This window comes from Shinella sp. GW821-FHT11G07, from assembly GCF_058808115.1.
Genome location: NZ_JBXARJ010000009.1, coordinates 1 through 21,620 on the forward strand (window position 1 = coordinate 1; position 21,620 = coordinate 21,620).

The 21,620-nt window shown below is 62.0% G+C and carries 21 protein-coding genes and 2 pseudogenes; 4 read left to right on the top strand and 19 right to left on the bottom strand.

What is annotated here, in order from left to right:
* The first annotated feature begins 457 nt into the window (after positions 1–457).
* Entirely contained in the window at positions 458–607 is a 150-nt protein-coding gene (locus tag AC1RT2_RS17960) for a hypothetical protein (RefSeq protein WP_493104029.1), read from the top strand.
* On the opposite strand, the gene AC1RT2_RS17965 is transcribed toward AC1RT2_RS17960, so the two are convergent.
* From AC1RT2_RS17965 to AC1RT2_RS18000, 8 genes are all read right to left on the bottom strand, one after another.
* On the bottom strand, positions 570–842 hold the full coding sequence (locus tag AC1RT2_RS17965) for a helix-turn-helix domain-containing protein (protein ID WP_493104031.1): 273 nt from the start codon (positions 840–842) through the stop codon (positions 570–572). The genes AC1RT2_RS17960 and AC1RT2_RS17965 overlap by 38 nt on opposite strands.
* Positions 843–899: 57 nt before the next feature.
* Entirely contained in the window at positions 900–1,775 is an 876-nt protein-coding gene (locus AC1RT2_RS17970) for a glycine betaine ABC transporter substrate-binding protein (protein ID WP_493104033.1), read from the bottom strand.
* A 49-nt stretch (positions 1,776–1,824) separates the two neighbouring features.
* Complete coding sequence (locus AC1RT2_RS17975) at positions 1,825–2,709, bottom strand: ABC transporter permease (RefSeq protein ID WP_493104035.1); 885 nt, start codon at positions 2,707–2,709, stop codon at positions 1,825–1,827.
* A gap of 24 nt (positions 2,710–2,733) precedes the next feature.
* Positions 2,734–3,966, bottom strand: coding sequence for a glycine betaine/L-proline ABC transporter ATP-binding protein ProV (gene proV / locus AC1RT2_RS17980; protein WP_493104037.1), 1,233 nt, complete (start codon positions 3,964–3,966; stop codon positions 2,734–2,736).
* A gap of 237 nt (positions 3,967–4,203) precedes the next feature.
* Positions 4,204–4,677 (bottom strand): DoxX family protein, encoded by a 474-nt coding sequence (locus AC1RT2_RS17985; protein WP_493104039.1) that lies wholly within the window; start codon positions 4,675–4,677, stop codon positions 4,204–4,206.
* Positions 4,655–5,440 carry an HvfC/BufC N-terminal domain-containing protein gene (locus AC1RT2_RS17990; protein ID WP_493104041.1) on the bottom strand — a complete coding sequence of 262 codons (786 nt, stop codon included), beginning with the start codon at positions 5,438–5,440 and terminating at the stop codon, positions 4,655–4,657. Before AC1RT2_RS17990 ends, AC1RT2_RS17985 begins: the two co-directional genes overlap by 23 nt.
* A 2-nt stretch (positions 5,441–5,442) precedes the next feature.
* Positions 5,443–6,297 (bottom strand): MNIO family bufferin maturase, encoded by an 855-nt coding sequence (gene bufB, locus AC1RT2_RS17995; protein WP_493104043.1) that lies wholly within the window; start codon positions 6,295–6,297, stop codon positions 5,443–5,445.
* A 67-nt stretch (positions 6,298–6,364) separates the two neighbouring features.
* A complete protein-coding gene (locus AC1RT2_RS18000; protein WP_493104045.1) occupies positions 6,365–6,646 on the bottom strand; it encodes a BufA1 family periplasmic bufferin-type metallophore in 282 nt (93 codons plus the stop codon).
* A 226-nt stretch (positions 6,647–6,872) separates the two neighbouring features.
* Between AC1RT2_RS18000 and AC1RT2_RS18005 the strand changes: the two genes are divergently transcribed.
* The gene (locus AC1RT2_RS18005; protein ID WP_493104047.1) at positions 6,873–7,427 is read left to right on the top strand and encodes a sigma-70 family RNA polymerase sigma factor; all 555 of its coding nucleotides are present in this window, start codon (positions 6,873–6,875) and stop codon (positions 7,425–7,427) included.
* 1 nt (position 7,428) lies between these two features.
* A complete protein-coding gene (locus AC1RT2_RS18010; protein ID WP_493104049.1) occupies positions 7,429–8,064 on the top strand; it encodes an NrsF family protein in 636 nt (211 codons plus the stop codon).
* A 499-nt stretch (positions 8,065–8,563) separates the two neighbouring features.
* Here AC1RT2_RS18010 and AC1RT2_RS18015 read toward each other — a convergent pair.
* The 4 genes and pseudogenes from AC1RT2_RS18015 to AC1RT2_RS18030 all read right to left on the bottom strand — a co-directional run.
* Positions 8,564–8,758: pseudogene (locus tag AC1RT2_RS18015) on the bottom strand (SAM-dependent methyltransferase); the annotation flags it as partial.
* Positions 8,756–9,139: pseudogene (locus AC1RT2_RS18020) on the bottom strand (carboxypeptidase); the annotation flags it as partial. The pseudogenes AC1RT2_RS18015 and AC1RT2_RS18020, both read right to left, overlap by 3 nt.
* Before the next feature lie 955 nt (positions 9,140–10,094).
* Entirely contained in the window at positions 10,095–11,021 is a 927-nt protein-coding gene (locus tag AC1RT2_RS18025; RefSeq protein WP_493104051.1) for an alpha/beta hydrolase, read from the bottom strand.
* A gap of 507 nt (positions 11,022–11,528) precedes the next feature.
* Positions 11,529–12,872 (bottom strand): NAD(P)/FAD-dependent oxidoreductase, encoded by a 1,344-nt coding sequence (locus AC1RT2_RS18030; protein WP_493104053.1) that lies wholly within the window; start codon positions 12,870–12,872, stop codon positions 11,529–11,531.
* A 98-nt stretch (positions 12,873–12,970) separates the two neighbouring features.
* On the opposite strand from AC1RT2_RS18030, the gene AC1RT2_RS18035 reads away from it, so the two are divergent.
* The gene (locus AC1RT2_RS18035; RefSeq protein ID WP_493104055.1) at positions 12,971–13,912 is read left to right on the top strand and encodes a LysR family transcriptional regulator; all 942 of its coding nucleotides are present in this window, start codon (positions 12,971–12,973) and stop codon (positions 13,910–13,912) included.
* Here the strand turns inward: AC1RT2_RS18035 and AC1RT2_RS18040 are convergent.
* The 7 genes from AC1RT2_RS18040 to AC1RT2_RS18070 all read right to left on the bottom strand — a co-directional run bounded on the left by AC1RT2_RS18040 (position 13,909) and on the right by AC1RT2_RS18070 (position 21,529).
* A complete protein-coding gene (locus tag AC1RT2_RS18040) occupies positions 13,909–15,234 on the bottom strand; it encodes an FAD-binding oxidoreductase (RefSeq protein ID WP_493104057.1) in 1,326 nt (441 codons plus the stop codon). The two genes, AC1RT2_RS18035 and AC1RT2_RS18040, sit on opposite strands and share 4 nt — an antisense overlap.
* A 139-nt stretch (positions 15,235–15,373) precedes the next feature.
* Positions 15,374–15,955 carry an S-(hydroxymethyl)glutathione synthase gene (gfa, locus tag AC1RT2_RS18045; protein WP_493104059.1) on the bottom strand — a complete coding sequence of 194 codons (582 nt, stop codon included), beginning with the start codon at positions 15,953–15,955 and terminating at the stop codon, positions 15,374–15,376.
* Positions 15,956–16,071: 116 nt separating this feature from the next.
* Complete coding sequence (locus AC1RT2_RS18050) at positions 16,072–17,199, bottom strand: S-(hydroxymethyl)glutathione dehydrogenase/class III alcohol dehydrogenase (protein WP_493104061.1); 1,128 nt, start codon at positions 17,197–17,199, stop codon at positions 16,072–16,074.
* A gap of 39 nt (positions 17,200–17,238) precedes the next feature.
* Complete coding sequence (locus AC1RT2_RS18055; RefSeq protein WP_493104063.1) at positions 17,239–17,925, bottom strand: ABC transporter permease; 687 nt, start codon at positions 17,923–17,925, stop codon at positions 17,239–17,241.
* Positions 17,926–17,928: 3 nt separating this feature from the next.
* Positions 17,929–18,636, bottom strand: a complete 708-nt coding sequence (locus AC1RT2_RS18060; RefSeq protein ID WP_493104065.1) for an ABC transporter permease — start codon at positions 18,634–18,636, stop codon at positions 17,929–17,931.
* Positions 18,637–18,714: 78 nt separating this feature from the next.
* Entirely contained in the window at positions 18,715–19,512 is a 798-nt protein-coding gene (locus AC1RT2_RS18065) for a transporter substrate-binding domain-containing protein (protein ID WP_493104067.1), read from the bottom strand.
* Positions 19,513–19,564: 52 nt separating this feature from the next.
* Positions 19,565–21,529 carry a DUF2817 domain-containing protein gene (locus AC1RT2_RS18070; RefSeq protein ID WP_493104069.1) on the bottom strand — a complete coding sequence of 655 codons (1,965 nt, stop codon included), beginning with the start codon at positions 21,527–21,529 and terminating at the stop codon, positions 19,565–19,567.
* Positions 21,530–21,620 lie beyond the last annotated feature (91 nt).

Consider the following 21,620-nt stretch of genomic DNA (forward strand, 5'->3'; position numbering starts at 1 on the left):
AGGAGGCACCGATCTTCCAGGTCGCCGACTACGGCCTCGTCGCCGATCTCTTCGAGGCACTGCCCGAGTTGCAGAAGATGATTTGACGACCCTGACATCGATGGCGGTGGAACTACCCGAGCGCGAATTTCGAGTAGCCGTTGTTGACCGCTATCTTGACGATCGCCGCGCTCTGGATGCTTGCGGAAAGCGCCGACCGTTCGTCGGCATAGGCGCTGGACGCTGCCGGTAGCACTGAGTATGGATACGGTGACCGCAAGGCTTCTGACAGATTTCATTCTTTAAGATTGAAGCACGCTCCGGAGCCGGCAATGCGATCTCCCCGCAGCCATGCGGAAGGGAGGTCGGCTCAATAGGTCCCTTCTAGCGCATATCCAGTCGACTATCCGCTAGGCAGATGGTTTCGACCTAGCGGCCGACCGGGCCGCGCATTGGCATCACCATGGATGCCAATGCCATGAAGACGGCGCTGTTGCGTTCGGGCGTGCAGTTCCTCTGCACGATGCCGCGTCTCAGTCATGCCGATGCCAACCGCACCAATCTCGAACAGGCGCAAAAGGCGCAGGCGGTTATTTTATCTCGGCAGGTCCTTTGCCCTGGCCGTTGAGCAACCAGGCAATGCTGACCTGAAGGATGCCTGCAAGCATGTCGAGGCGATTGGCCCTTGGCTCGGCGCGATCGTTTTCCCAGTTTGTCCACGTCTCGACGGTTACGCCGACGATCGCGGAAATCTGATCGATGGAAAGGCCGGCTGCGTCGCGGGCGAGCGAGATGCGCCCGCCGATCGTGTCATAGGCGGTGTCGACGACGGTACGCGAGGGGAAGGTGGTGTCGGTATACATATTTATGTTCCTGACTTCAAAGAGGTTTGTTTTGCAAAGCTTACGGGGCGGCTGGGTTCAGCCGTCTTCCTTGGCGAGCCACGCCTTGATCTGGTCCGGATGGTCCGCGATATACGTGTCGACGGCCTTCTCGTAGGAGGTTTCCTGGGCATCGAACATCGCGGCTTCTAGGTCGCCGACCGGCAGTTTCATGCGCGACAGGAAGGCTGCGACCTCTGGATTGTCCTTGTCGAAATCCTTGCGCGCGAGGATGTCGACATGCTCGGCCTTGCCGAGTGCGCCCTTGGGATCCTCGATGTAGCGCAGCGCGTATTTGCCGAACATCCAGTGAGGGCTCCAGGACGTGGCGACGAACCACTCTTCCTTGCGTATCGCCCGGTCGACCGTTGTCAGCATGCCGGCTTCGCTGGAAATCTGCAGCTTGTAGCCGTCGAGAGCATAGTCTTTGACGGCCTGTTCGGAGAGGCGCGTGAGACCGGCGCCTGGATCGATGCCTTCGACGCGGCCCTTGAGCTTTTCCTTCACATCGTCCTTCTTGAGATCCTCGATGGAGGCGATGGCGTCCTCAGGGACATATTTGGGGACGATCCAGCCGAGCTTTGCCCCTTCATAGACTGTGCCGAGCGTCGTCACCTTGTCTTTCACTCTGGCGAAATAGTCGGCATGGGTTTCCGGCAACCAAGCCATCATCATGGCGTCGATGTCGCCGCGGGCGACGCCCTGGTAGAGCGGTGCGACGTCGGTCTGAACGAGCTCGACGTCGCGGCCGAGTTCATCCTTGATAAGCTTTGCGGCAAGCTTGGTCACGAACTCGGCGTCGGACCAAGCGGCCCAGCCGATCTTCACCGGCGCTTTATCTTGCGCGAGCGTCGTGCCGAAGGTGCTGGCAGCGATCCCGGCTGCGAGGCTCATTGTAACGAGTGTCTTGAACATGGTTGCTCCTTTTTTGAAGGTTGGCATGCGGCGGCCTGAGACGCCATTTTCAGGCGGTCGCAGTGGACGCCAGCGGCTGTTGCACCTGACGGCGGAAGAGGGCGTGCCAGGGGCCGGCACGCTCCTTTCCAAGACTCTGGGTGATCCGGTCCAGGATCACCGCGAGGATGACGACGGCGATGCCGCCTTCGAACCCGGTGCCGACATCGAGACGCTGGATGCCAGTCAGCACGGTATTGCCGATACCGCCCGCGCCGATCATCGAGGCGATCACCACCATGGAGAGCGACAGCATGATCGTCTGGTTGATGCCGGCCATGATGGAGGGCAGGGCGTTGGGCAGCTGCACTTTGAAAAGCAGCTGCGTTGGCGTGCAGCCGAAGGCGTTGCCGGCCTCGATGAACTCCGCATGCACCTGCCTGATGCCGAGATTGGTGAGGCGCACGACCGGCGGCATCGAGAAGATGACGGTCGCGATCGTGCCGGGCACTGCGCCGAGGCCGAAGAACATCGCGGCGGGGATCAGGTAGACGAAGGCGGGCATGGTCTGCATGAGATCGAGCACCGGCCGGACGATCGTCGCCACCCGGTCGCTGCGCGCCATGGCGATGCCGAGCGGCAGGCCGATCAGCATGGCGACCAGCGTGGAGGCGAGCACCAGAGACAGCGTCTCCATCATCGCCGACCATAGGCCCATATGGTCGACGAGCCAGAGCGAGGCGGCGGTAAACGCGGCAAAGCCGAACCCGACACGCCAGAGCGAAAGCAGCACGAGGATCGCAAGGCCGAGAGGCATCGGCATCGCCAGGAGCGCTGCCTGGATGTCGTTGGTCACCGTGCCGATTGCGGCTGCGATGAGGTCGAGCAGCGGGGCGAAATTGTCGAGGATGTAGTTGACGGCGCTGTCGACGCCGTCACCGATATCGAAAGTCATGAAATTGTCTCCGAACTGGCTGGGTCAGGCGGTGCGATCGAGCGTTTTGAGAAGCGCTGACTTGCTGATGGAGCCGAGGTAGCGATTGGCCTCGTCGATAACGGGCACCGGAAAGGCGCTGGCGGCGACGATCCCGAGCACGTTGGACAGGCTTTCCGACGCGGGGATCGGCTCTATATCCGGCAGGAAGGCCCGCCTGTAGGGATCGCTTGCGCCGTCACGCGCGGTTTCGATCAACGAATTGCGACTGACCATGCCGTGATAGGTCTTGTCACGGCCAAGAATGATGGCAACGTCCCGGTCGTAGTGTTCCAAGCGCTCCAATGCCACGGCGGCGGAAACGCCCTGGCGCTCAATGATCGTCACCTGCGTCTTGCGGGCGACGTCTCCGGCGCGGAACACCTGCGAGACGTCGACATTGCGGAAAAACGACCGCACATAGTCGTTGGCAGGCTCACGGACGATCTCGTCGGGCGTACCGACCTGTACGACCTCGCCGTTCTGCATGATGCAGATGCGGTCGCCGATGCGCATGGCCTCGTCGAGGTCGTGGCTGACGAAGACGATCGTGCGGCTGTGTTCGGCCTGGAGGCGCACCAGTTCGTCCTGCATCTCGGTGCGGATGAGAGGATCCAGCGCGGAAAACGCTTCGTCCATCAGGAGCACGGAGGGTGCGCCGGCGAGCGCCCGGGCGAGACCGACACGCTGTTTCATGCCACCGGAAAGCTGATCGATGCGGCTTTCGTCGTAGCCTTCCAGCCCCACCGCCCGTAATGCCGTGCTGGCGCGTTGTTTGCGTTCCGCTTCGCCGACGCCTGCGACCTCCAGGCCGAAGGCAGCGTTGTCGATGACGTTGCGGTTGGGCAGAAGCGCAAACGACTGGAAGACCATGCTGATGTGGTGCCGCCGGAGGTTGATGAGCTCATTGCGGGTTATCCGCGTGATGTCGCGCCCGTCGATCGCGATCGACCCGGACGTGGGTTCGATCAACCGATTGATGAGGCGCAGCATGGTGGACTTGCCGGAGCCCGACAGTCCCATGATGACGAAGATTTCGCCGGTGCGGATGTCGAAGCTGGCGTTGTTGACGCCGATGGTGCAGCCGGTTGCCGCGTGGATTTCGGCCTTGGTCTTGCCAGCCTTGAGAAGGTCGGTGGCCTTTTCCGGCCGTTCGCCGAAAACCTTGAAAACGTTCCTGATGCTGATCTTGATGGGCCGGTCGTCTGCCGGAAGATCGCCCTCAGTTGCAAATGCCATATTGTTCTGGGCCCTGCTCCGGAAGCAGGGCACTCTCCTTTGTTCGTTGTGAGCCGATGAAGAAATCAGCGGGTGCGAAGACGCGCGGAAAGGAAGTTCGCAAATGCGATAGCGCGTCGCAATTTGGCCATCTTATGGCATGTGGAGGCTGCAATGTCCATGCTATTGGAAGAAAATTCCACTGTTCACCATTTCTGCCTCTAAACTTAGAATGATTTCACGGCCGTATTCCAAGCGTTAGCTCTCGAATTTCCGAGCGACCAAGGCATCGACGGATAATGCACCCGGCCCGCGCGCCGCAATGAACAGCAGGCATGCGGCCCAGGTGCCGTGGGTCGGCCAAGCGCCGGGATAGACGAAGATCTGGATCACCAGCGTCATCGTCAGCAACGCCAGTGCAGACAAGCGGCTGGCAAGGCCGATGACCAGCAGGATCGGGAAGAGGTGCTCCGCAAAGGCGGCGAGATGCGCGGCAAGCCAGGGATCGATGAGCGGCAGCTTGTATTCGTTCTCGAACAGATAGAGCGCGTTGTCGGACAGCATCCAGCCCTCGACCTTCGTCTGTCCCGATTGCCAGAAGACGGCGGCAATGGAGAGCCGGGCAATGAGCGCAACGAAATCGTTCGGAATGGCGTTCAGGGCTTTCAGACCCTGTTCGAAGAGCTTGCGCGGCAAGGGTAGGGCGAGATCAGTCATGGTGTCGATCTTCATTAATGTTGTCCTGTCTGATGGCGGTAAAGGCTCCGGAGCGGAGCAACACGGCGAGGTTTTCGGAGAGATCGAAGCGCGCCTCCTCACGGGTGGCCGTTTGCGCCGCTGTAGAGAGCGTCGCGCCGGCGGCGAGCTGGCGGAAAAAAACGGCGCCGCCCGGCGCCAACAGCATAACCTCGACGATCAAATGCGGGCGGGCGACCAGGGCATCTTCGTCTTGTCCTTCATCGACGGGGCCAAGCACCCGCTCGCCGGCATTCATCGCCCAGATTGTTGCGATGGGATGGGGCGAGGAAAGGATCGACAGGGCAGGGTGGGGTGTGAAAACCAGCGCGCCGAGTCGGGTTGGATCGATGGCGGTCAGGGTTGCCGGATCGAGCGGGGGTGCGTCGGCTGCATGATAGGCCCGCCCCCGCGCGATCTCGAGCCGTATCACGTCGGGAAGATAGGCCAGTTCCCGCGCCGGCTCGAAGGTGGCGACAAAATCCGGCAGGTCATCGCCATAGGCGAGAAGCACGGGTGAACATGGCGGATGGGCCTGGATGAAGGCCCGCGCCATTGCCTGGAAGAATTCCGGTCCGACGATGTTTTCCGCGGCGGGAAAACGCGAGGCGAGGGCACCGGTCAAGCTTGCGATGACATTGTTGCGGTAGACGCCGTAGCGTCGCTCCGGCATTCCGCCGTTCCATGCCGTCAGGCCGGGTGGGGGGGGAGCAGCCCCGAACAGACCGGATGCGAAGGCGTTCTGTGTAGCGGTGGACATGACTAGGCCGCCCGTCGCTGTGCGGCGGTATCGAGGATGTCCTGAGCCGCGGCCGCCTCGGTCAGAAGGACGGGCCAGGCAGGCACGTCGTTGTCCCATTCGACGAGGCTGGCGATCGGCCCGATCCGCCCGATGACGGTTTCATAGAGCGCCCAGACGGGATCCTTGACCGGTGTGTCATGGCTATCGATCAGAAGCGGCGCGCCGAAATCGTCCACGGTTTCCGAATGGCCGCTGAGATGGATTTCGCGCACGGCCTCCAGCGGGAAGCGGGCGATGTAGGCGCGTGGGTCGAGATTATGGTTCGTCGCGGCAACGAAGACATTGTTGACGTCGAGCAGCAGGCCGCAGCCGGTGCGCCGCGCGACTTCGGCGAGGAAGGCCGTTTCTTCGATCGTGCTTTCCTCGAACAGCAAGTACGTAGCGGGGTTTTCGAGCAGCATCTGCCGCCCCAGAACGGTTTGAACCTGGTCGACATGCGCGACCACCCGGGTGAGTGTTTCCTCCGTATAGGGGAGGGGCAACAGGTCGTTCAGGAATACGCTGTCGTGGGTCGACCACGCGAGGTGCTCGGAAAAGCTTTCGGGCTGATAGCGGTCGCACAGGACCTTCAGGCGGGTGAGATGATCGCGGTCGAGCGGCTGCATCGAGCCGATCGACAAGCCGACGCCATGGATGGAGAGCGCATACTCCTCACGCAGCCTGCCGAGCTGCGCATGCGGCGGACCACCGGTGCCCATATAATTTTCCGCATGAACCTCGAAGAACCCGACGGGCTGGGACTGCGCGACGACGCTTGCGAAATGCTCGGGCTTGAAGCCGACACCAGCGCGGTGCGGAAGGGCGGAGGAGATCATGGCGAACCTTTCTGAAGGGGAAGGTGACGGCGCCGGGAATGGGCGCCGTCCGATGGTTGGCGTGGCCTCAAGCCGGCGCCTTGCCCTGTTCCAGCATGCCGTGTCCATCAGGGGTTTTCATCGAAACGCAGGTGCCCTTCGGAACCAGCTTGAAGGCATTCTGCTGGTAGTCGATCTTCGAGGTGCCTGCGCAGGTGGTGCCCGGGCCTGCGGCGCAGTCGTTCTGGCCCTTCATCGCGATCCCGTAGCACTTCTCCTTGGCATCCTCGGCGGCGACTGGTGTGGCGATGGCGGCAAGCGCGGAGGCGAGCGAACCGGCAAGAGCGAGGGTGGCGATCGTGGTCTTCATTTGGTATCTCCGTTTTGGCGCCAGCCTCGATTGGCTGTGCATGAACGGCTACGGAGAGGGATCGCGCTTCGTTACAGCGTGGGGTCGGATTTTTCCCGACGCCTCTTGCGGAGAGACCGCGGGCGTAAGAAAAAGGCCTTGCGCTTCAGGAGGTTGAGTGCGTTACAATTTTCTTGCCGTGGGCGCGGTAACAAAGTTGTGTTCCTCGGCGTAGGGTTAGGTAACGGTGAAACAGTCGACACGCGAAGAGGAATGGGCGGCATGGCTGCGTCTCGCCATCAAGGGTGACGCGCCGGCCTATAACCGTTTCCTCGTCGCGGTGACGCCGCATCTGCGCCGCATGGCGCGGCGGCGTTGCGACCAGTACGGCGCGCCAGCGAGTGAAGCGGAGGATGTCGTGCAGGAAGTCCTGCTCGCCATCCACCTCAAGCGCGGCACCTGGGATCCGGGTCGGCCGCTTGGCCCCTGGCTGACGACCATCGTGCGCAACAAACTGGTCGACAGCCTCCGCCGGCGCGGTCGGCATGTGAATGTGCCGATCGACGACGTCGCGGATTTCCTCGAAGCGAGCGACGAGACGCATGAGGCCACCGACCGGCTGGATACGGAAACCCTGCTGGCGCGGCTGAAAGACCCGCAGCGGGACATCGTCCGCTCGATCTCGATCGAGGGGCAGGGCATCCGCGAAACGGCGGCACGGCTTAAAATGACGGAGGTAGCGGTGCGCGTCGCCCTCCACCGGGCGCTGAAATCGCTGGCGGCCCTTTATCGGAGCGAATGACATGAAGACCGACGACCTGATTACCCTTATGACGCAAGACGCGCCCGTCGGCATGCGCTACGGCCGCGCGCTCGCGATTGCGCTCGGTGCGGGCGTCGGTATCTCGGCCGTTCTGCTCGTCGCCACCGTCGGCCTCCGGCACAATATGGCGAGCGTCTTCGAAACGGCGCGCGTCCTCTTCAAGATCGCCGTGACAATCGTTCTCGCCGTCCTCGCCGCACGGCTTGCCATGCGCATCGGCCGCCCGGGGGAAGAAACGCGCCGTCCCGCCCTCTTGCTCGCTGTGCCGGCCGTGATGGTCGTCGTCGCGATCATTGCCGAACTCCTCGTGCTGCCGGCCGACGACTGGCGGGCCAGCCTCGTCGGACGAAATGCGCTGTTCTGCCTGTTTTTCATACCGGTCCTGTCGCTTGCCCCCTTAGCCGGCCTCTTCTGGGCCTTGAAAAAGGGCGCGCCGCAAAGTCCCACTGCCGCCGGCGCGGCTGCCGGGCTTTGCGCCGGCGCAATCGCTGCCGCCGTCTATGCCTGGCACTGCCCTGACGACAGCCCGCTCTTCCTCGCCACCTGGTACACGATCGCCATCGCCTGCGTGACCGCCGCCGGTGCGGTTCTCGGGAGCCGCTTGCTGCGGTGGTAGTCGGCGCTCCAGATATTGTGGAGCGCGCCCTTTTGCCATGAGCACTCGGACACACAACCAGCTCCGGGCGCAGAGACCGCCTTCCAGAGTCCTGAAGTCAGCGGATTTGGTGCCACGGCCCGAAGGTGAAGCTCTTGTGTTCGGCGAGTGGTTGACGTTGGCTTCTATCGAAAAGCGCCCTCCCGGAATCTGGGATAAGATTGAAGACATTTATGTCGAGCTTGTTGGCCGTAACACCGCGCTCGCCGACGATGGTGACGCGCTAAAACCAATCTTGGATGAAATGGCCCTTTCGGAAGACTCGTTGATGTTCTGGAAACACGCCAAAACAACGAAAATACTAGCGCCAATGATGCTCAAAATGATCGGCACATACAGAACTCAAAATCCGTATCCCTCAGTGAACATGAAACAAGCTCATCAAAAAGAGCAGGGCGAAAAGTCGAGAGACAGAAGCTGATCGCGGGGTGAAACGATCCGGGTCTTCCCGTTGAGGTTGGTCCTCGAACCGCATCGTGCCATCCATGTAGGACTTGCCGGCTGCAAGTTCGGCATTGAAGACCAGCATCCTGTACAGTTTCCTGTCAGTGAGCCTCCTCGTCACCCGCTGACCGCGCGCGCCATTGAAAACGTGGCGCTTTCCTTCTGCATCGATGACGATCAGGCAACCCTTGCGTATGAAGGACTTCATCATGTGGGAAGGGCCAGCAAGCGTAACGAGGTAGTCTGCCATGGCGAAGCGCTCGGCCTCGCGAAGCTTGTCCCTGTCGAATGCGCCGCGCCGCTCCATCTCGGCGGCGGCAAGCGCTGGAAGCAGGAGTGCTGCGGCCAGCGGGTCATTTGCGGCGCCGAAAAGGAAGCGCCCCTCGATGAGCGGCGAGACCATCAGGATGCCGGAGACGAGAATGCCCTGCGTCTCCTTCAGTGCCGAGGCGACCTTTGCTGCGCGAAACCCGTCATAGCTTTCGCCGAGCAGGTAGGCGGGGGAAGCGAGGCGCCGGTTCTTGTGCGTATAGAGCGCGATGACTTTGGCGAGGCTTTCCGCATCCTGCCGCACGCCGTAGAATTGGCCGGCGTGTTTCGGCGTGGTGTTTGACCCCACCATCGGCGCCGACGGCTGACCCCAGTCTCATCGGAGAAACCACAAATTAGTCAGCATGTTAATCTACCCGGGCCGGGGTCATTCTTCCGCGCCGAAAGAGGTCAAACTTCGGCGCTTAATCACACTCAGTGCGCCGAGAGAAGAACGCCAATAAACCGAGATGCTGTTTTACTTTCGGAGAGCTAGCCCAAACGTCGTCGACGGCCCACAGGACAGCGAGGTGCTGTTCGCCCCTCTGGTTGGGATGACAGCCAGCATGGTGTGGTCGGCGAGCGCGACCAGTGCGGCCGCGACCTCCTCGGCTGTTACCACCCGACTTGATCCCGGCGAAGCGACCTTAGAACCGCCATCTGCTAGTGCTTCTAGGCACTTCAAGAAAGGACTAGGTGTTTCTCAATAGGCGGAGGAGATCGCTTCCATCGCCGCACGATCTGTCGAATGGATGTTCTCTTCTTCGACAGCTCTCGAACCGCATTCGTTTCCCGGCCGCGTAGATATACCTCATACTGCAGCTTTTCAGCGTATGTAAGAAGCTTGGGGTCAAAGACATTGCTGCTGACCGCCTGCCTGATCTGCCGCATCGACTTGCCGACAGCGTCGAGGAAGGCCCGGCTGGATTCTCCATCAGGTGCCACCGATCGGCGACCTGCTCAGCATCAGACAACGCCTTCGCTATGGCCTCACCATGGTCGGTGAACTTGCCAGCGTTTCCGATATGGTAGAAGAGGAGGGAGTGCATCAAGTGCTGCACCGCCAGCATGCGATCCATCTGCTTAAGCATTTCGGCATCGCAAAGGCCGGTCGCGTAGGACCGACTTTTGCACCTGACCTTTGCGACGGAAATTCCACTGAAAATCCAGCGCGGCTGGCCTGCTCGCAAAACGTGGGAATTGTGCAACAGCTTCGTTCCAGTTTTCAATGCGATTTGTCAGCGCACTCTCAGAAGGTACTCCAAGCCCTGCGTGAAGCCTCGCGGCGCGACGGTGAGGTGATCCTCGTCGTCCAAGACCGCTGACTTCAATTGCAGGTTCGGATACTTTCGGCTCTGCAATGCTACTTGTAAAGCGCGGTTGTCGGCGACCATATCTACCGTCTGGTTGTAACGCCGGTCGCCTTTGCGCTGCGCCTCATAGGCGCCGACATAAAGATAGACCTTCGCCGGTAGGTCCTTGTTCTGCATGGCGTAGTCCGTTTCGAGCTTCAAGGTGTGGCGCTTGTCGTACCAGAGAGAGGGGCTACCGAGGATATAGCCGCTAAACAAGCCAGGTTCGGTGAACAGGATCTGTGCGCCAAGCAAAGCACCGTAGGAGTGGCCAAGGAAGAGCGATCTGGCGGGGTCGGTACGATAGCGGGCGGCGATAGATGGTTTCACCTGATCACCCAAGTATCGCTGATAGGCCCGTCCCTGCCCATGGATCGCACCAGTAGGTGCGCTCCTCGGACCGTTCGATGTGGGGGTGTAGTCTCGCTGACGGCTGACCTTGCCATCCTCACCCTTTCCATAAGACAAACCGACAAGAATGAACTCCTCGATCCGGGGCCCTTCGACGTTCAGACGGCGGCCGATCTGCCGGATGATCGGGAAAGCGTAATCAGCATCGGTGACGTAAAGCACGGGATAGCGCCGCTGAGGTTCCTTCGCATAGGACGGTGGTAAAGCGACGAAGACTTGGTAAGTGCGACCGGAAACCGGATCGGGCACATCCCAGACTTCGCTATCGATGATCTCGTATGCGCGCCCCTCTCCCAACTGGGCTTTTGGAGTCGACTGAGCGTACGTGTGCGTCGGACCACTAGGGACGCTGAAGCCGGCGATGACAGCTATCAGTAAGGTATTCAGAAAACATCGTCGCATGTGAAGTCTCCGCGCGTGGGATTACTATGGTGTCGACCACTAATGGCGTACCCGCGCGGCATTAAGACTAAAATTTTATCGAATGAATTCGTACTTAACAAAACGTGACGGCTGAGATTGGTGGTTTCGGCTTTCAGCCAGCCAAGCTGTAAGGCTGTCCGTAATTTGTCGCAAAAATCCTGAAACCTGCAGCAGATATGATTCAATACGACAGGGACCTATATCGTCCGCTTTAGTCGTCTTCGTCTCATATCATCGAACGACCGCAATGGGGGCGGGAGCGATCATAGAGGTCGCCCGCGCTCTATAGCAGCTATGTCACCCAGCTTCCAAGACCGGACGGTCTGCAACCGGCCCCGTTTCGGCCATTCCGGAGATCAGTTGTTGCCTAACTAAAAGAAAAACAATGCCTCACAGCTAGCGAGCGGCAGGGTCGCCGGTTCAACTCCCTTCAAGAGCTTGAGCCAGACGCTAGATTTGCCACATAATTTCCCTCTTGAATGTCGTTCAGAAAAGCGAGTGCGGCGGTTTGACGTCGCCTTCCGCGTAGCGTAACAGGCGGAAATCGTGGAGATCCATCGGCGGTTGGCCGGTGACCAGCCAATCCGCCAAGGTCTTGCCGACGATCGGTCCGAGCGCAAAGCCGTGACCGCAGAAGCCGGTCGCAATCATCATGCCGCTCGGAGTGGTCGGCGCGTCCAGCACGGGAATGCCGTCCGGCAAGACATCGATGCCACCCGCCCACCGTTCGACGATCTGGATGTTTTGTTGCGAGGGAATGACCCTTTTCAGCCGTGCCAGGCAGGCGTTGATATCGGCGTCATTGGCGGCCAGCAGCGGATCGCGAACACCGACCAGACGGCCATTCACCTTCGTTTCCGATCGCGGCAACCGCTGCCTGACATCATCGAGGAACATGCTGTTCAGCTTGAAATTGAACGAGCGATAGTGCTGCAGCAAGGGCCCCATATACCATTCCAGAGCGCGCAGATGACCAAGCGTAACGTCGATGTCTACGCGGGCGTCATTGGCCAAATTGAAGCTGCCGTCGCTGCGTCGACGCCAGCCGATGCCGCCGTCGATAGCGGCGCCCGGGCCTACGGAGGGGCCAGATGAGGTGCGCGCAACGGTTCCGCGCACCTGATGCTGCGGCAGGGCTATTCCCAGTGACCGCAGTACGCGCCAGCTTGCGGCGCCGGCTGCACAAATGATGTGGTCGGTGCGGATCTCGCCGCACTCGGTCCCGGCCGCGACCACCTTGCCGCCGGCCACATCGATGCCGGTCAGGCCGCAGCCTCCGATGAACCGTGCGCCCAGTTCGGTGGCCCTGCGGGCAAAGGCCGGTGCCACGAGGCTCGGCTCGGCCTGGCCATCGCTCGGCGTGAAGAGCCCGCCGATCTGCAGTGCCTCGAAGTCGGGCACCTGTGCGCGCACCTGGTCGGCCGACAGAAGGCGCGTGTCGATGCCGTGCTGCCGGGAGGTTTCCAGACATGCTTCGTAGCGCGCCATCTGCGCGGCGTCATGCCCGATGTAGATACAGCCGCCCTGTCTCCAGCCGAGATCCGCCTGCAACTCTTCCTGCAAGTCGAGCCACAGGCGGTTGCTCGCGATGGCGAGCGGCATTTCCGAGGGGTCGCGTCCCTGCTGACGCACGAACCCCCAGGCGCGCGTCGATTGCTGTCCGGCGATCCTGGATTTGTCGAGGACGACGGCCTTGACGCCCTGCTTGGCCAGATAATAGGCCGCCGCGCAGCCCATGATGCCGGCCCCGACAATCACGACATCGGCGCGTTTCGGCAGGGTAAAAGCAATGCTTTCCGGCTGGGTGCCGGCTTTGGCGACGACGCTCATGGCAAACCTGTCTTCCGTGGTTGATGGTGGTCGGCCGGCTGCCCGGCGGGCTTCATAAGGGCACAATGACAAGGGGGCGCTGGACAATCCAATGCTCATTGTGCAACAGATTTATTTGGAAAACGGATAAATGCGATCGATCGATGCCCCGGCGATTTCCCCCTCTTGCCGGCCTTCAGGCCTTTCTGGCGGTGGCGCGAGCCTCGTCCTTCAGCCAGGCTTCGGAGATCCTTCACATCAGCCAGAGCTCGATCAGCCGGCAGATCCTGCAGCTGGAGAACCATTTCCGAAGCACGCTCTTCCTGCGCCACACGCGCCGGGTCGTCCTGACCGATGCCGGAGAGCGATTGCTGCCTTATGTGGAACAGTTGATCGCCCTTTTGCTTCAGGCCGATCAGGCCGTCACGGGGCCGTCGCAGACGGTGATCTTGCGCGTCCATCCCTCGATCGCCATCCGCTGGCTTATGCCGCGCCTTCCGGATTTCTACTGGGAGTTTCCTCATGTGCGCGTCGATCTCGACACCGCCTGGAGCCGCCGGCCCGACTTCGAGCTCGAGGGAATCGACGGCATAATCGAATATGGAGCGGGTCCGTGGCCGAGCCTTGTCGCGGACCGGCTGTGGGATGAGCATCTGGCGCCGGTATGCCGGCCGGGTCTGGTGGACGACCTTGCAAGCCGTGGTGATTTTGACGGCTTGGTGCTCCTGCATATGGACCGGACCCACGAGACCTGGGAGCGCTGGGCGGCGCATGCGAAGATGTCTCTCGCCGGCGCGCGGCATCTGGTGTTCGACACGCTGGATCTTGCGGTGACGGCGGCCCAGCAAGGGCAGGGGCTTGTGCTCGCGGACCCCGCTTTGGTCGGTGCTGCAATGCGCGGCGGCTTGCTGGCGCAGGCCCATCCGGTCCAGCTCGATGCGGGCATGGGCTACAGCCTGATCGCACCCAGAACGTCAGACAGCCATCGGGGGTTTTCCCAGTTGCGGGAGTGGCTGAAGCAGCAGGCGGACATGACCCGCCGCGAATTGGCCGCCATCTAGATCGTGCCTGCCTCGAGCACCTTTCCGGGGTTGAAAAGTGCCGGTGCGTCGAGTGCGTCCTTGATCCGGTGCATCAGGGCGAGCTTCGCCGGGTTGGACAGAGCCGATAGCGGCGCCACCCGCTTCGCGCCGATCCCGTGTTCGGCAGAAAATGACCCGCCCAGCTCTCCAATGCCCCGGTAGATCGCCTTCTCGACGGCGCTCGCCTTTTCGGCCGAAATGTCGTTGCCGGTGCTGTTGAGGACGATGTGGAGGTTTCCGTCGGCAAGATGGCCGAAAACATAGGGGGCGAACGCGGCATCGATCGCCTTCAGATCGGCAAGGCACCGTTCGAGATAGGACGCGACCTGCGAGAGGGGGATGGAGACGTCGTAGGATGGCGCGCCTTGATGCTGTCGATAGATAAGGTCCGTGTCCTCGCGAAGCCGCCAGAGATCGGCCTCCTGCGCGCCCGAAAATGCGATGACGGCCGAGGTGTCGGGATGAACGGCAATCACGTTCTCGTAGATGCGCGCGAGTTCCGATTGCAGGGCGGTCTCGTCCGCGCCGCCGAGTGTCATCAGGAGGTTGACGGGATGATCGGTGGCGTAGTCCGCAGCCGACCAGCGATGGTGGCTGGAGGTCAGGCGGAAATAGCTGTCCCAGATCGCTTCGGCAGCGCGAAGATGGCCGAATTCGGCATCGAGCCCCCGGCGAACCGTCTCAAGCGCGGCATCCACCGAGGCCAGGCCGAACAGGACGGTCGCGGTGGCCAAAGGCTGGGGTTCGAGTTTGACGGCAATCCGCGTTATGACGCCGAGCGTGCCTTCTGCACCGACAAACAGATGCTTCAGATCATAGCCGGCGGTGTTTTTCACGACACGGGTCAGGTCGGAATAGACCGAGCCATTCGCAAGCACGGCCTCCAGTCCCAGAATGCGGTGCCGCATGACCCCGGACCGGAAGGCCGAAATCCCCCCGGCATTCGTCGAAGCCATGCCGCCAAGGGTCGCCGAGCCGCGGGACGGCAAATCGATCCCCGGTTCAAGGCGATGCTCCGCAGCCGCCATCTGCAGTGCTTGCAGCGTTACGCCGGCTTCCACCACCGCAACGCGCTCGACGGGGCAGAGATGCAGGATGCGATTGAGGCGGGCGGTGGAAAGCACCAGTTCGCCCGATTTTGACAGGCCCCCGCCCACGAGCCCGGTTCGCCCGCCATGCGTGACCAGCGGAACGCCGTTGGCGCGACAGCATTTGACGATGGCGGCAACCTCCCCGGTCGTGCCCGGGAGGACGACGGCGCCGGCGTCAAGATTTTCCGGCGCCACGCCGTAATCGATCATGGCGACTGCCTCCCCCTCCCTGAAATTTCTCTCACCGACGATGTTTCGGATTTCGGCGATGCATTCTGGTTTCAGGCGGTGCATTGGACAGTTCCTGGCGGTGAAATCGGGAAGGAGAGAGAGGCTGGCTGCTTGACGTTCAGGCTGTTTCGGCGCGAAGGGTGCCGTTTTTCTTCGCCGTCCAGGTGGCGATGTAGTCCATCAGCCCGGGATTGAGGCAGTCATAGGGCTCAAGATCGAGTTCGCGCAGGCGCGCACGCACGCCGTCCATCTTCGCCGGGCCGTAGCCACTCTCGATGAGAGAGGAGACAAAGGCCGCGAAGCCCGGTTTTGCCCAGCCTTGCTCCTGGAAACGTTCCGGATGCACGAAGGACAGGCCCTTGAAAGCATGATCGCGTTCGACGGGGCCGTACATGTGCACGCCGCAACCCTTGCAGGCGTGGCGCTGGATCAGCGCCGCTGGGTCCACGACGACGAGCTTGTCGCCGTTTTCGAGCACCTCGACATTGTCCGTCGGCGCGACGGCGACGACCGAGAACACGGCGCCGTCAGGTTTCCAGCACTTCGAGCACCCATAGGCATGATTGTGGGCGATGTCGCCCTTGATGCGAACTTTTACGGGATTGCTCGCACAATTGCAGACGAGTGTGCCGCCGGAAAAAGCAGCATCGGTCGCTTTGAACCCGCTGTCGATGGATGGATGTATTGCAATGCTAGGCATGGGCTTCTCCTCCTTCATGGCCGGCGCAGTATGCGCGGCCGATCACAGGCACCGCCGAACGACGACCGGCGGCACGATGAATGGATTGCAGTGCTCAAGCGGTCCTAAACCCGGGTTCAGTATACCACGACCCCGCGGATCGATTCGCCGGAATGCATCAACTCGAAGCCCTTGTTGATGTCCTCGAGCGGCATGGTGTGGGTAATCATCGGATCGATCTGGATTTTTCCGTCCATGTACCAGTCGACGATCTTCGGCACGTCGGTGCGGCCGCGTGCGCCACCGAAGGCCGTGCCCATCCAGTTGCGGCCGGTGACGAGCTGGAACGGGCGGGTGGAGATTTCCTGGCCGGCACCGGCAACGCCGATGATGACCGACTTGCCCCAGCCGCGATGCGAGGCTTCCAGCGCCTGGCGCATGACCTTGGTGTTGCCCGTGCAGTCGAACGTATAGTCGGCGCCGCCGATCAGGTCGCCGTTGCGCTTCGTCATGTTGACGAGGTAGGGCACAATGTCGTCGCCGACCTCCTTCGCGTTGACGAAGTGCGTCATGCCGAATTTCCTGCCCCATTCCTCGCGGTCGGGGTTGATGTCGACGCCGATGATCATGTCCGCACCGGCGAGCCTCAGGCCCTGCAGCACGTTGAGGCCGATGCCGCCGATGCCGAAGACGATGGCCGTCGAGCCGATCTCGACCTTTGCCGTGTTGATGACCGCGCCGATGCCGGTGGTGACGCCGCAGCCGATGTAGCAGATCTTGTCGAAGGGGGCGTCCGGGTTGACCTTGGCGAGCGCGATTTCCGGCAGGACCGTAAAGTTCGAGAAGGTCGAGCAGCCCATATAGTGGTGGATCTTGTCCTTGCCGATGGAAAAGCGCGAGGTGCCGTCCGGCATCAGGCCCTGGCCCTGGGTGGCGCGGATCGAGGTGCAGAGGTTGGTCTTGCGCGACAGGCAGGAATAACATTCGCGGCATTCCGGCGTGTAGAGCGGAATGACATGGTCGCCCTTCTTCAGCGATGTGACTCCAGGGCCGACATCGACGACGACGCCGGCACCCTCATGGCCGAGAATGGCGGGGAACAGGCCTTCGGGGTCTGCACCCGACAGGGTGAAGTCATCGGTGTGGCAGATGCCGGTCGCCTTGACCTCGATCAGCACTTCGCCGGCCCGCGGGTCTTCGAGCTGTACGGTCATGACTTCCAGCGGCTTGCCGGCCTGAACGGCGACGGCGGCGCGTACGTCCATGGTCTTTCCTTCTTGTTTTTCTGTCGTTTCAGAGTTTGTCTACCGGGGCAGGTAGCGGGTAAGGCGGGCTTCAAGCAGCCGGATGAGGGTGATCAGCACTAGGTTGATCAGGAGGTAGAGCATGCCGGCGATGGCGAAGACCTCCAGGATCGCATAGGTCTGGCTCATCAGGCGTTTTGCGTGGCCGGTGATTTCCAGGACGGTGATGGTCGAGGCAAGGCTTGTTCCCTTGACGACGAGGACCAGTTCGTTGCCGTAGGCCGGCAGGGCCTGCCGGATGGCAAGCGGGAACGTGATCCGGCGGAAGCAGAGGAGCCGCGACATGCCGCAGGCCTGCGCCGCCTCGACAAGCCCGCCCGGAATCGACATGAGGCCGCCGCGCAGGATTTCGGAGGTATAGGCCGCCGTGTTGAGCGCCAGCGCCATGACGGCGCAATGGGCGCCATCGCCGACGATCCACCAGAGCACGGGGTTATCGCGTACAAAGGGGAGCTGACCGAGGCCGTAGTATAAGAGGAAGAGCTGGACGAGCAGCGGCGTGCCCCGGAAGAGGGTGCTGTAGCTCTTGGCAAAACCGCTGACGAGCCGATTTTTCGAAAGCCGCATGACCGCGAGCGCAAGCCCGAGATTGAAGCCGACGGCGACCGAGGTGAGTGTCAGGAGAGCGGTCAGCCACAGTCCCTTGGCAAGGGTTGGAACGGAAAGCTGGATGAGGTCGAGATCCATGGCCTATGTCCTCGTACGGGGGCGCAGAAGGCGCTCGATCCGGTCGAAACCACCCTGGCTGACCAGCGTGATGGCGAGATAGACGACAGCCGCGATCAAGTAGAAAATGAAGGGATGGCGGGTGGATCCGGCGCCGACGAAGGCGGCACGCATCAGTTCCTGCAGGCCGACGACGGAGACGAGGGCGGTATCCTTGATGGTCGTCTGCCAGACATTGTTCATGCCGGGCACGGCAATCCTCAGCATCTGCGGCGCGATGATCCGGCGGAAGATGCGTCGGCCCGGAATGCCGAGCGCCCGCGCCGCCTCGATATGGCCGCCGGGAATGGCGACAAGTGCGCCGCGCACGACCTCGGTGGAATAGGCGCCCGATATGGCCGCGATCGCGATGACGGCGATGATGAAGGCATAGCCGTTGCCGGCCAGTCCTTCATAGCCGAAGGCGGCGGCGACCTGCCCCACGAATTCGACGGAGGAGAAGAAGAGAAGATAGATGATCAGGAGTTCCGGCACGCCGCGCACGACCGATGTGTAGAAATCCACCAGCAATGTCAGCGGGAAGAGCCGCGCCCATTTGATCAGGCCAAAGGCAATGCCGATGACAATGCCGAAGGCCATGCTCGCCACACCAACGGCGATGGTGATCGCCGCGCCGCGCAGGATTGCGGCAATCCAGCCGCCCTCCCATACCTGCCATAATCCAAATTCCATCGGATCCGCCCAAACCTGTCTGTTGTCCTGTCGGAGGCGGTGTCTCCCGGACGATATCCGGGAGACACCATGTCGGCGTTACTTGCAGGGGCGGGAAATGTCCGTCTTGAACCAGGTCTGGCTTGCCTTGCCGATGGAACCGTCGGCGACCAGTTCGCAGAGCGCCTTGTCGATGCGGGCCTTCAGCTCGGTGTTTTCCTGGGCAATGCCGACGCCGATGCCTTCGCCAAGCGTCGGATCGGACGAGCTGGCGATCTTGACGTCGACCAGCTGGAAATCCTTGCCCTCGGGCTTGGCGAGGAAGTCATCCAGCGCCGACTTGTCGGAGAAGGCGGCATCGACGCGGCCGCTGGCCAGGTCGATCTGCATCTGGTCGAGCGTGTCGTAGGTCTTCAGGTCGGCGTTCGACACGTTCTTCTCGAGGTAGTGCGCGTGGGTCGTGCCGGCCTGCACGCCGACCTTCTTGCCGTCGAGCGCCTTGATCAGGCTGTCGAAATCCTTGATGCCGGCAAGGTCCGACGTCTTCGGCGCGACGAACATGTTGGCGAGTTCGGCATAACCGATGGAGAAGTTGATCTCCTTCTTGCGGTCCTCCGTGATCGACATGCCCGAAATGATGATGTCGAAACGCTTGGCCTTCAGCGCCGGGATGAGGCCGTCAAAGGCCTGCACGACGAATTGGCACTTCATTTCCAGCTTGGCGCAGAGCAGGTTGCCGACATCGGCATCGAAGCCGGTGACGTTGCCGACGGCATCGGCCATGCTCCACGGCGGATAGGCGCCTTCCGTTCCGATCGACAATTCGCCTTCCGCGGCTTGCGCCGTGGTGAGGCCGGCGGCAAAGAGCGTGGTGAGCAATAGACTTTTCAGTTTCATGTTCTGGTTCCCCATGTTGAGCTTCGTTGTGGGCGGGTGAGGCCGGCGGCTGTCAGAACGTCCGGGCCAGGAACTGGCGCATGCGTTCGGAGCGCGGATTGGTGAAAACCTCCGCCGGGGCACCCTCTTCCTCCACCTTTCCCTGATGGAGGAAGAGGATCTTGTGCGAGACCTCGCGCGCGAACTGCATTTCGTGCGTCACGAGGATCATCGTGTTTCCTTCTTCGGCCAGTTGCCGGATCACCCGCAGCACTTCGCCGACCAGCTCGGGATCGAGCGCGGAGGTCGGTTCGTCGAGCAGGATGAGTTTCGGGCGCATCGCAAGCGTGCGGGCGATAGCGGCGCGCTGCTGCTGGCCACCCGAGAGCTGGCCGGGATATTGGGCATGCTTGTCGGAGAGGCCGACCTTCTTCAGCAACGCATGGGCATGATCGACGGCCGCCTGCCGCTCTTCCTTCAGCACATGCAGCGGCGCCTCGACGATGTTTTCAAGCACGGTCATATGCGGCCAGAGATTGAAGTTCTGGAACACCATGCCGACCCGCGAACGGATGCGCTCGACCTGTCGCATGTCGGCCGGTACGGCATTGCCGTCCGCCGTCTTCTTCATGCGGATTTCCTCGCCATCGATGACGATGCGTCCGTCGTTCGGCTGTTCGAGCAGGTTGATACACCGCAGGAAGGTGCTTTTCCCCGAGCCGGAGGAGCCGATCATCGACACGACCTCGCCCGGCTGGGCGGAGACGCTGACGCCGTTCAGTACGGGCAGGATGCCGAAGCGCTTGTGGATGCCGTGCACCTCGATCGCCGGCCGTTCGGCAAGCCTCGGGCCGTTGACGTCCGGATGGGAGACGACGGTCACGGCTGCTGCCGCCGGAACCGTTTTTTCCTGGCCGGCACCGCCGACCGCCTTGAGATCGGCGAAGGCGCGGTCGAAATGGCGCAGCGACGCGGTCAAGCAGGTGCGCTGCCAGTCTGCATCCTCGGGAATGAAGGCGGCGCGCAGGGTTTCCTTGATCCTGCCGCCGAGCGGCGTATCGATCTTGCCGAACAAGTGAAGCCTGTTGTCCGCCTGCACCGCGTCTGAAACGGTGGCGCCGTCCAGCGTGCCGCACTCGACCACCAGCGGCAGGACACGGGCCTTCGGCAGCGCGGTTCGCACGGCCGCCGAAACATAGCCGGTCGCCGTCGCGGCAATGCCGGTATCGGTCGTCGCGCTCGCGCCGGTGACGACGACGGAAAGTGCGGGGCCGAAGATGCTCCGTCCCCAATCCAGCCCGGCATGCTCGCTTTCGGCGACGGACAGCAGCGCCGGATAACCATAGGGACCGGCGCCAGTGTGCAGGTCGAAAACGACCACCTCGGCCGCCTGCTGCGCAAAGGTCGTGAGGATGTCGATCAGGGTGCGGTTGGACCAGACGGGGCCGTCGCCGCCATAGAACAATCCATCCGGAAATTCGTACTGGCCCGCTTCGATGATCGGAGCAAGCCCCGCATAACCGCCGGATCGCCGCCTGGCCTCCTCATAGGCCTCCTTAGCCGCGTCGTGCGCCGGCCCTTCCAGGGCGGGACAGACGAGCGCGCTGTGCAGGGCGCCATACCGCTCGTTTTTCGGCGGTGCCTTCTGCCAGTCGATGAAGTTGCGGTTGAGGTCGACATTGTCTTCGTTCACACGGCGCGACCATGCGGTGCCCCAGGGGTTGATGAGATGGATCGCAAGGACTGCGGTGTCGTCGGGAAGTTGCCAGGGCGTGTTCTGGGAAAGCCACGCGGTCTGGCAGGCCGAGCCGAACGGACCTTCAACCCCATGGGTGCCGGAAATCAGCACCATAAGCTTGCGGGCATCGTTGCGTCCGAGATAGGCGACATCGGTCGCAAGCCGCTCGCCATCCGGACCATGCAGCGGGTGCAGATATTCTACGAGGCTCGCCCCGGCGGTGCGCGCGGCGGCGAGGAACCGGGCGCGCAGAGCGGAATAGTCGCCGGAAAAGAGACCGGATGGCGTCAATGGGGACATGCGATGTGGCTCCCGGTTTGCTTTGGGCAGACTTGCGTTTGCGCTCATGGTTCGTTCCCTTAGGCCGTAGACCGACCCCTGTTCTATCTTG

Coding starts and splice junctions, on each gene's coding strand:
- AC1RT2_RS17960 (WP_493104029.1), top strand. CDS start 458: ATGAAGACGGCGCTGTTGCGTTCGGGCGTGCAGTTCCTCTGCACGATG.
- bufB (WP_493104043.1), bottom strand. CDS start 6,297: ATGATCTCCTCCGCCCTTCCGCACCGCGCTGGTGTCGGCTTCAAGCCC.
- AC1RT2_RS18065 (WP_493104067.1), bottom strand. CDS start 19,512: ATGAAACTGAAAAGTCTATTGCTCACCACGCTCTTTGCCGCCGGCCTC.
- AC1RT2_RS17990 (WP_493104041.1), bottom strand. CDS start 5,440: ATGTCCACCGCTACACAGAACGCCTTCGCATCCGGTCTGTTCGGGGCT.
- AC1RT2_RS18070 (WP_493104069.1), bottom strand. CDS start 21,529: ATGTCCCCATTGACGCCATCCGGTCTCTTTTCCGGCGACTATTCCGCT.
- gfa (WP_493104059.1), bottom strand. CDS start 15,955: ATGCCTAGCATTGCAATACATCCATCCATCGACAGCGGGTTCAAAGCG.
- AC1RT2_RS17965 (WP_493104031.1), bottom strand. CDS start 842: ATGTATACCGACACCACCTTCCCCTCGCGTACCGTCGTCGACACCGCC.
- AC1RT2_RS18030 (WP_493104053.1), bottom strand. CDS start 12,872: ATGAGCGTCGTCGCCAAAGCCGGCACCCAGCCGGAAAGCATTGCTTTT.
- AC1RT2_RS18060 (WP_493104065.1), bottom strand. CDS start 18,636: ATGGAATTTGGATTATGGCAGGTATGGGAGGGCGGCTGGATTGCCGCA.
- AC1RT2_RS18000 (WP_493104045.1), bottom strand. CDS start 6,646: ATGAAGACCACGATCGCCACCCTCGCTCTTGCCGGTTCGCTCGCCTCC.
- proV (WP_493104037.1), bottom strand. CDS start 3,966: ATGGCATTTGCAACTGAGGGCGATCTTCCGGCAGACGACCGGCCCATC.
- AC1RT2_RS18055 (WP_493104063.1), bottom strand. CDS start 17,925: ATGGATCTCGACCTCATCCAGCTTTCCGTTCCAACCCTTGCCAAGGGA.
- AC1RT2_RS18050 (WP_493104061.1), bottom strand. CDS start 17,199: ATGGACGTACGCGCCGCCGTCGCCGTTCAGGCCGGCAAGCCGCTGGAA.
- AC1RT2_RS17970 (WP_493104033.1), bottom strand. CDS start 1,775: ATGTTCAAGACACTCGTTACAATGAGCCTCGCAGCCGGGATCGCTGCC.
- AC1RT2_RS18010 (WP_493104049.1), top strand. CDS start 7,429: ATGAAGACCGACGACCTGATTACCCTTATGACGCAAGACGCGCCCGTC.
- AC1RT2_RS18025 (WP_493104051.1), bottom strand. CDS start 11,021: ATGCGACGATGTTTTCTGAATACCTTACTGATAGCTGTCATCGCCGGC.
- AC1RT2_RS17975 (WP_493104035.1), bottom strand. CDS start 2,709: ATGACTTTCGATATCGGTGACGGCGTCGACAGCGCCGTCAACTACATC.
- AC1RT2_RS17985 (WP_493104039.1), bottom strand. CDS start 4,677: ATGAAGATCGACACCATGACTGATCTCGCCCTACCCTTGCCGCGCAAG.
- AC1RT2_RS18040 (WP_493104057.1), bottom strand. CDS start 15,234: ATGATCGATTACGGCGTGGCGCCGGAAAATCTTGACGCCGGCGCCGTC.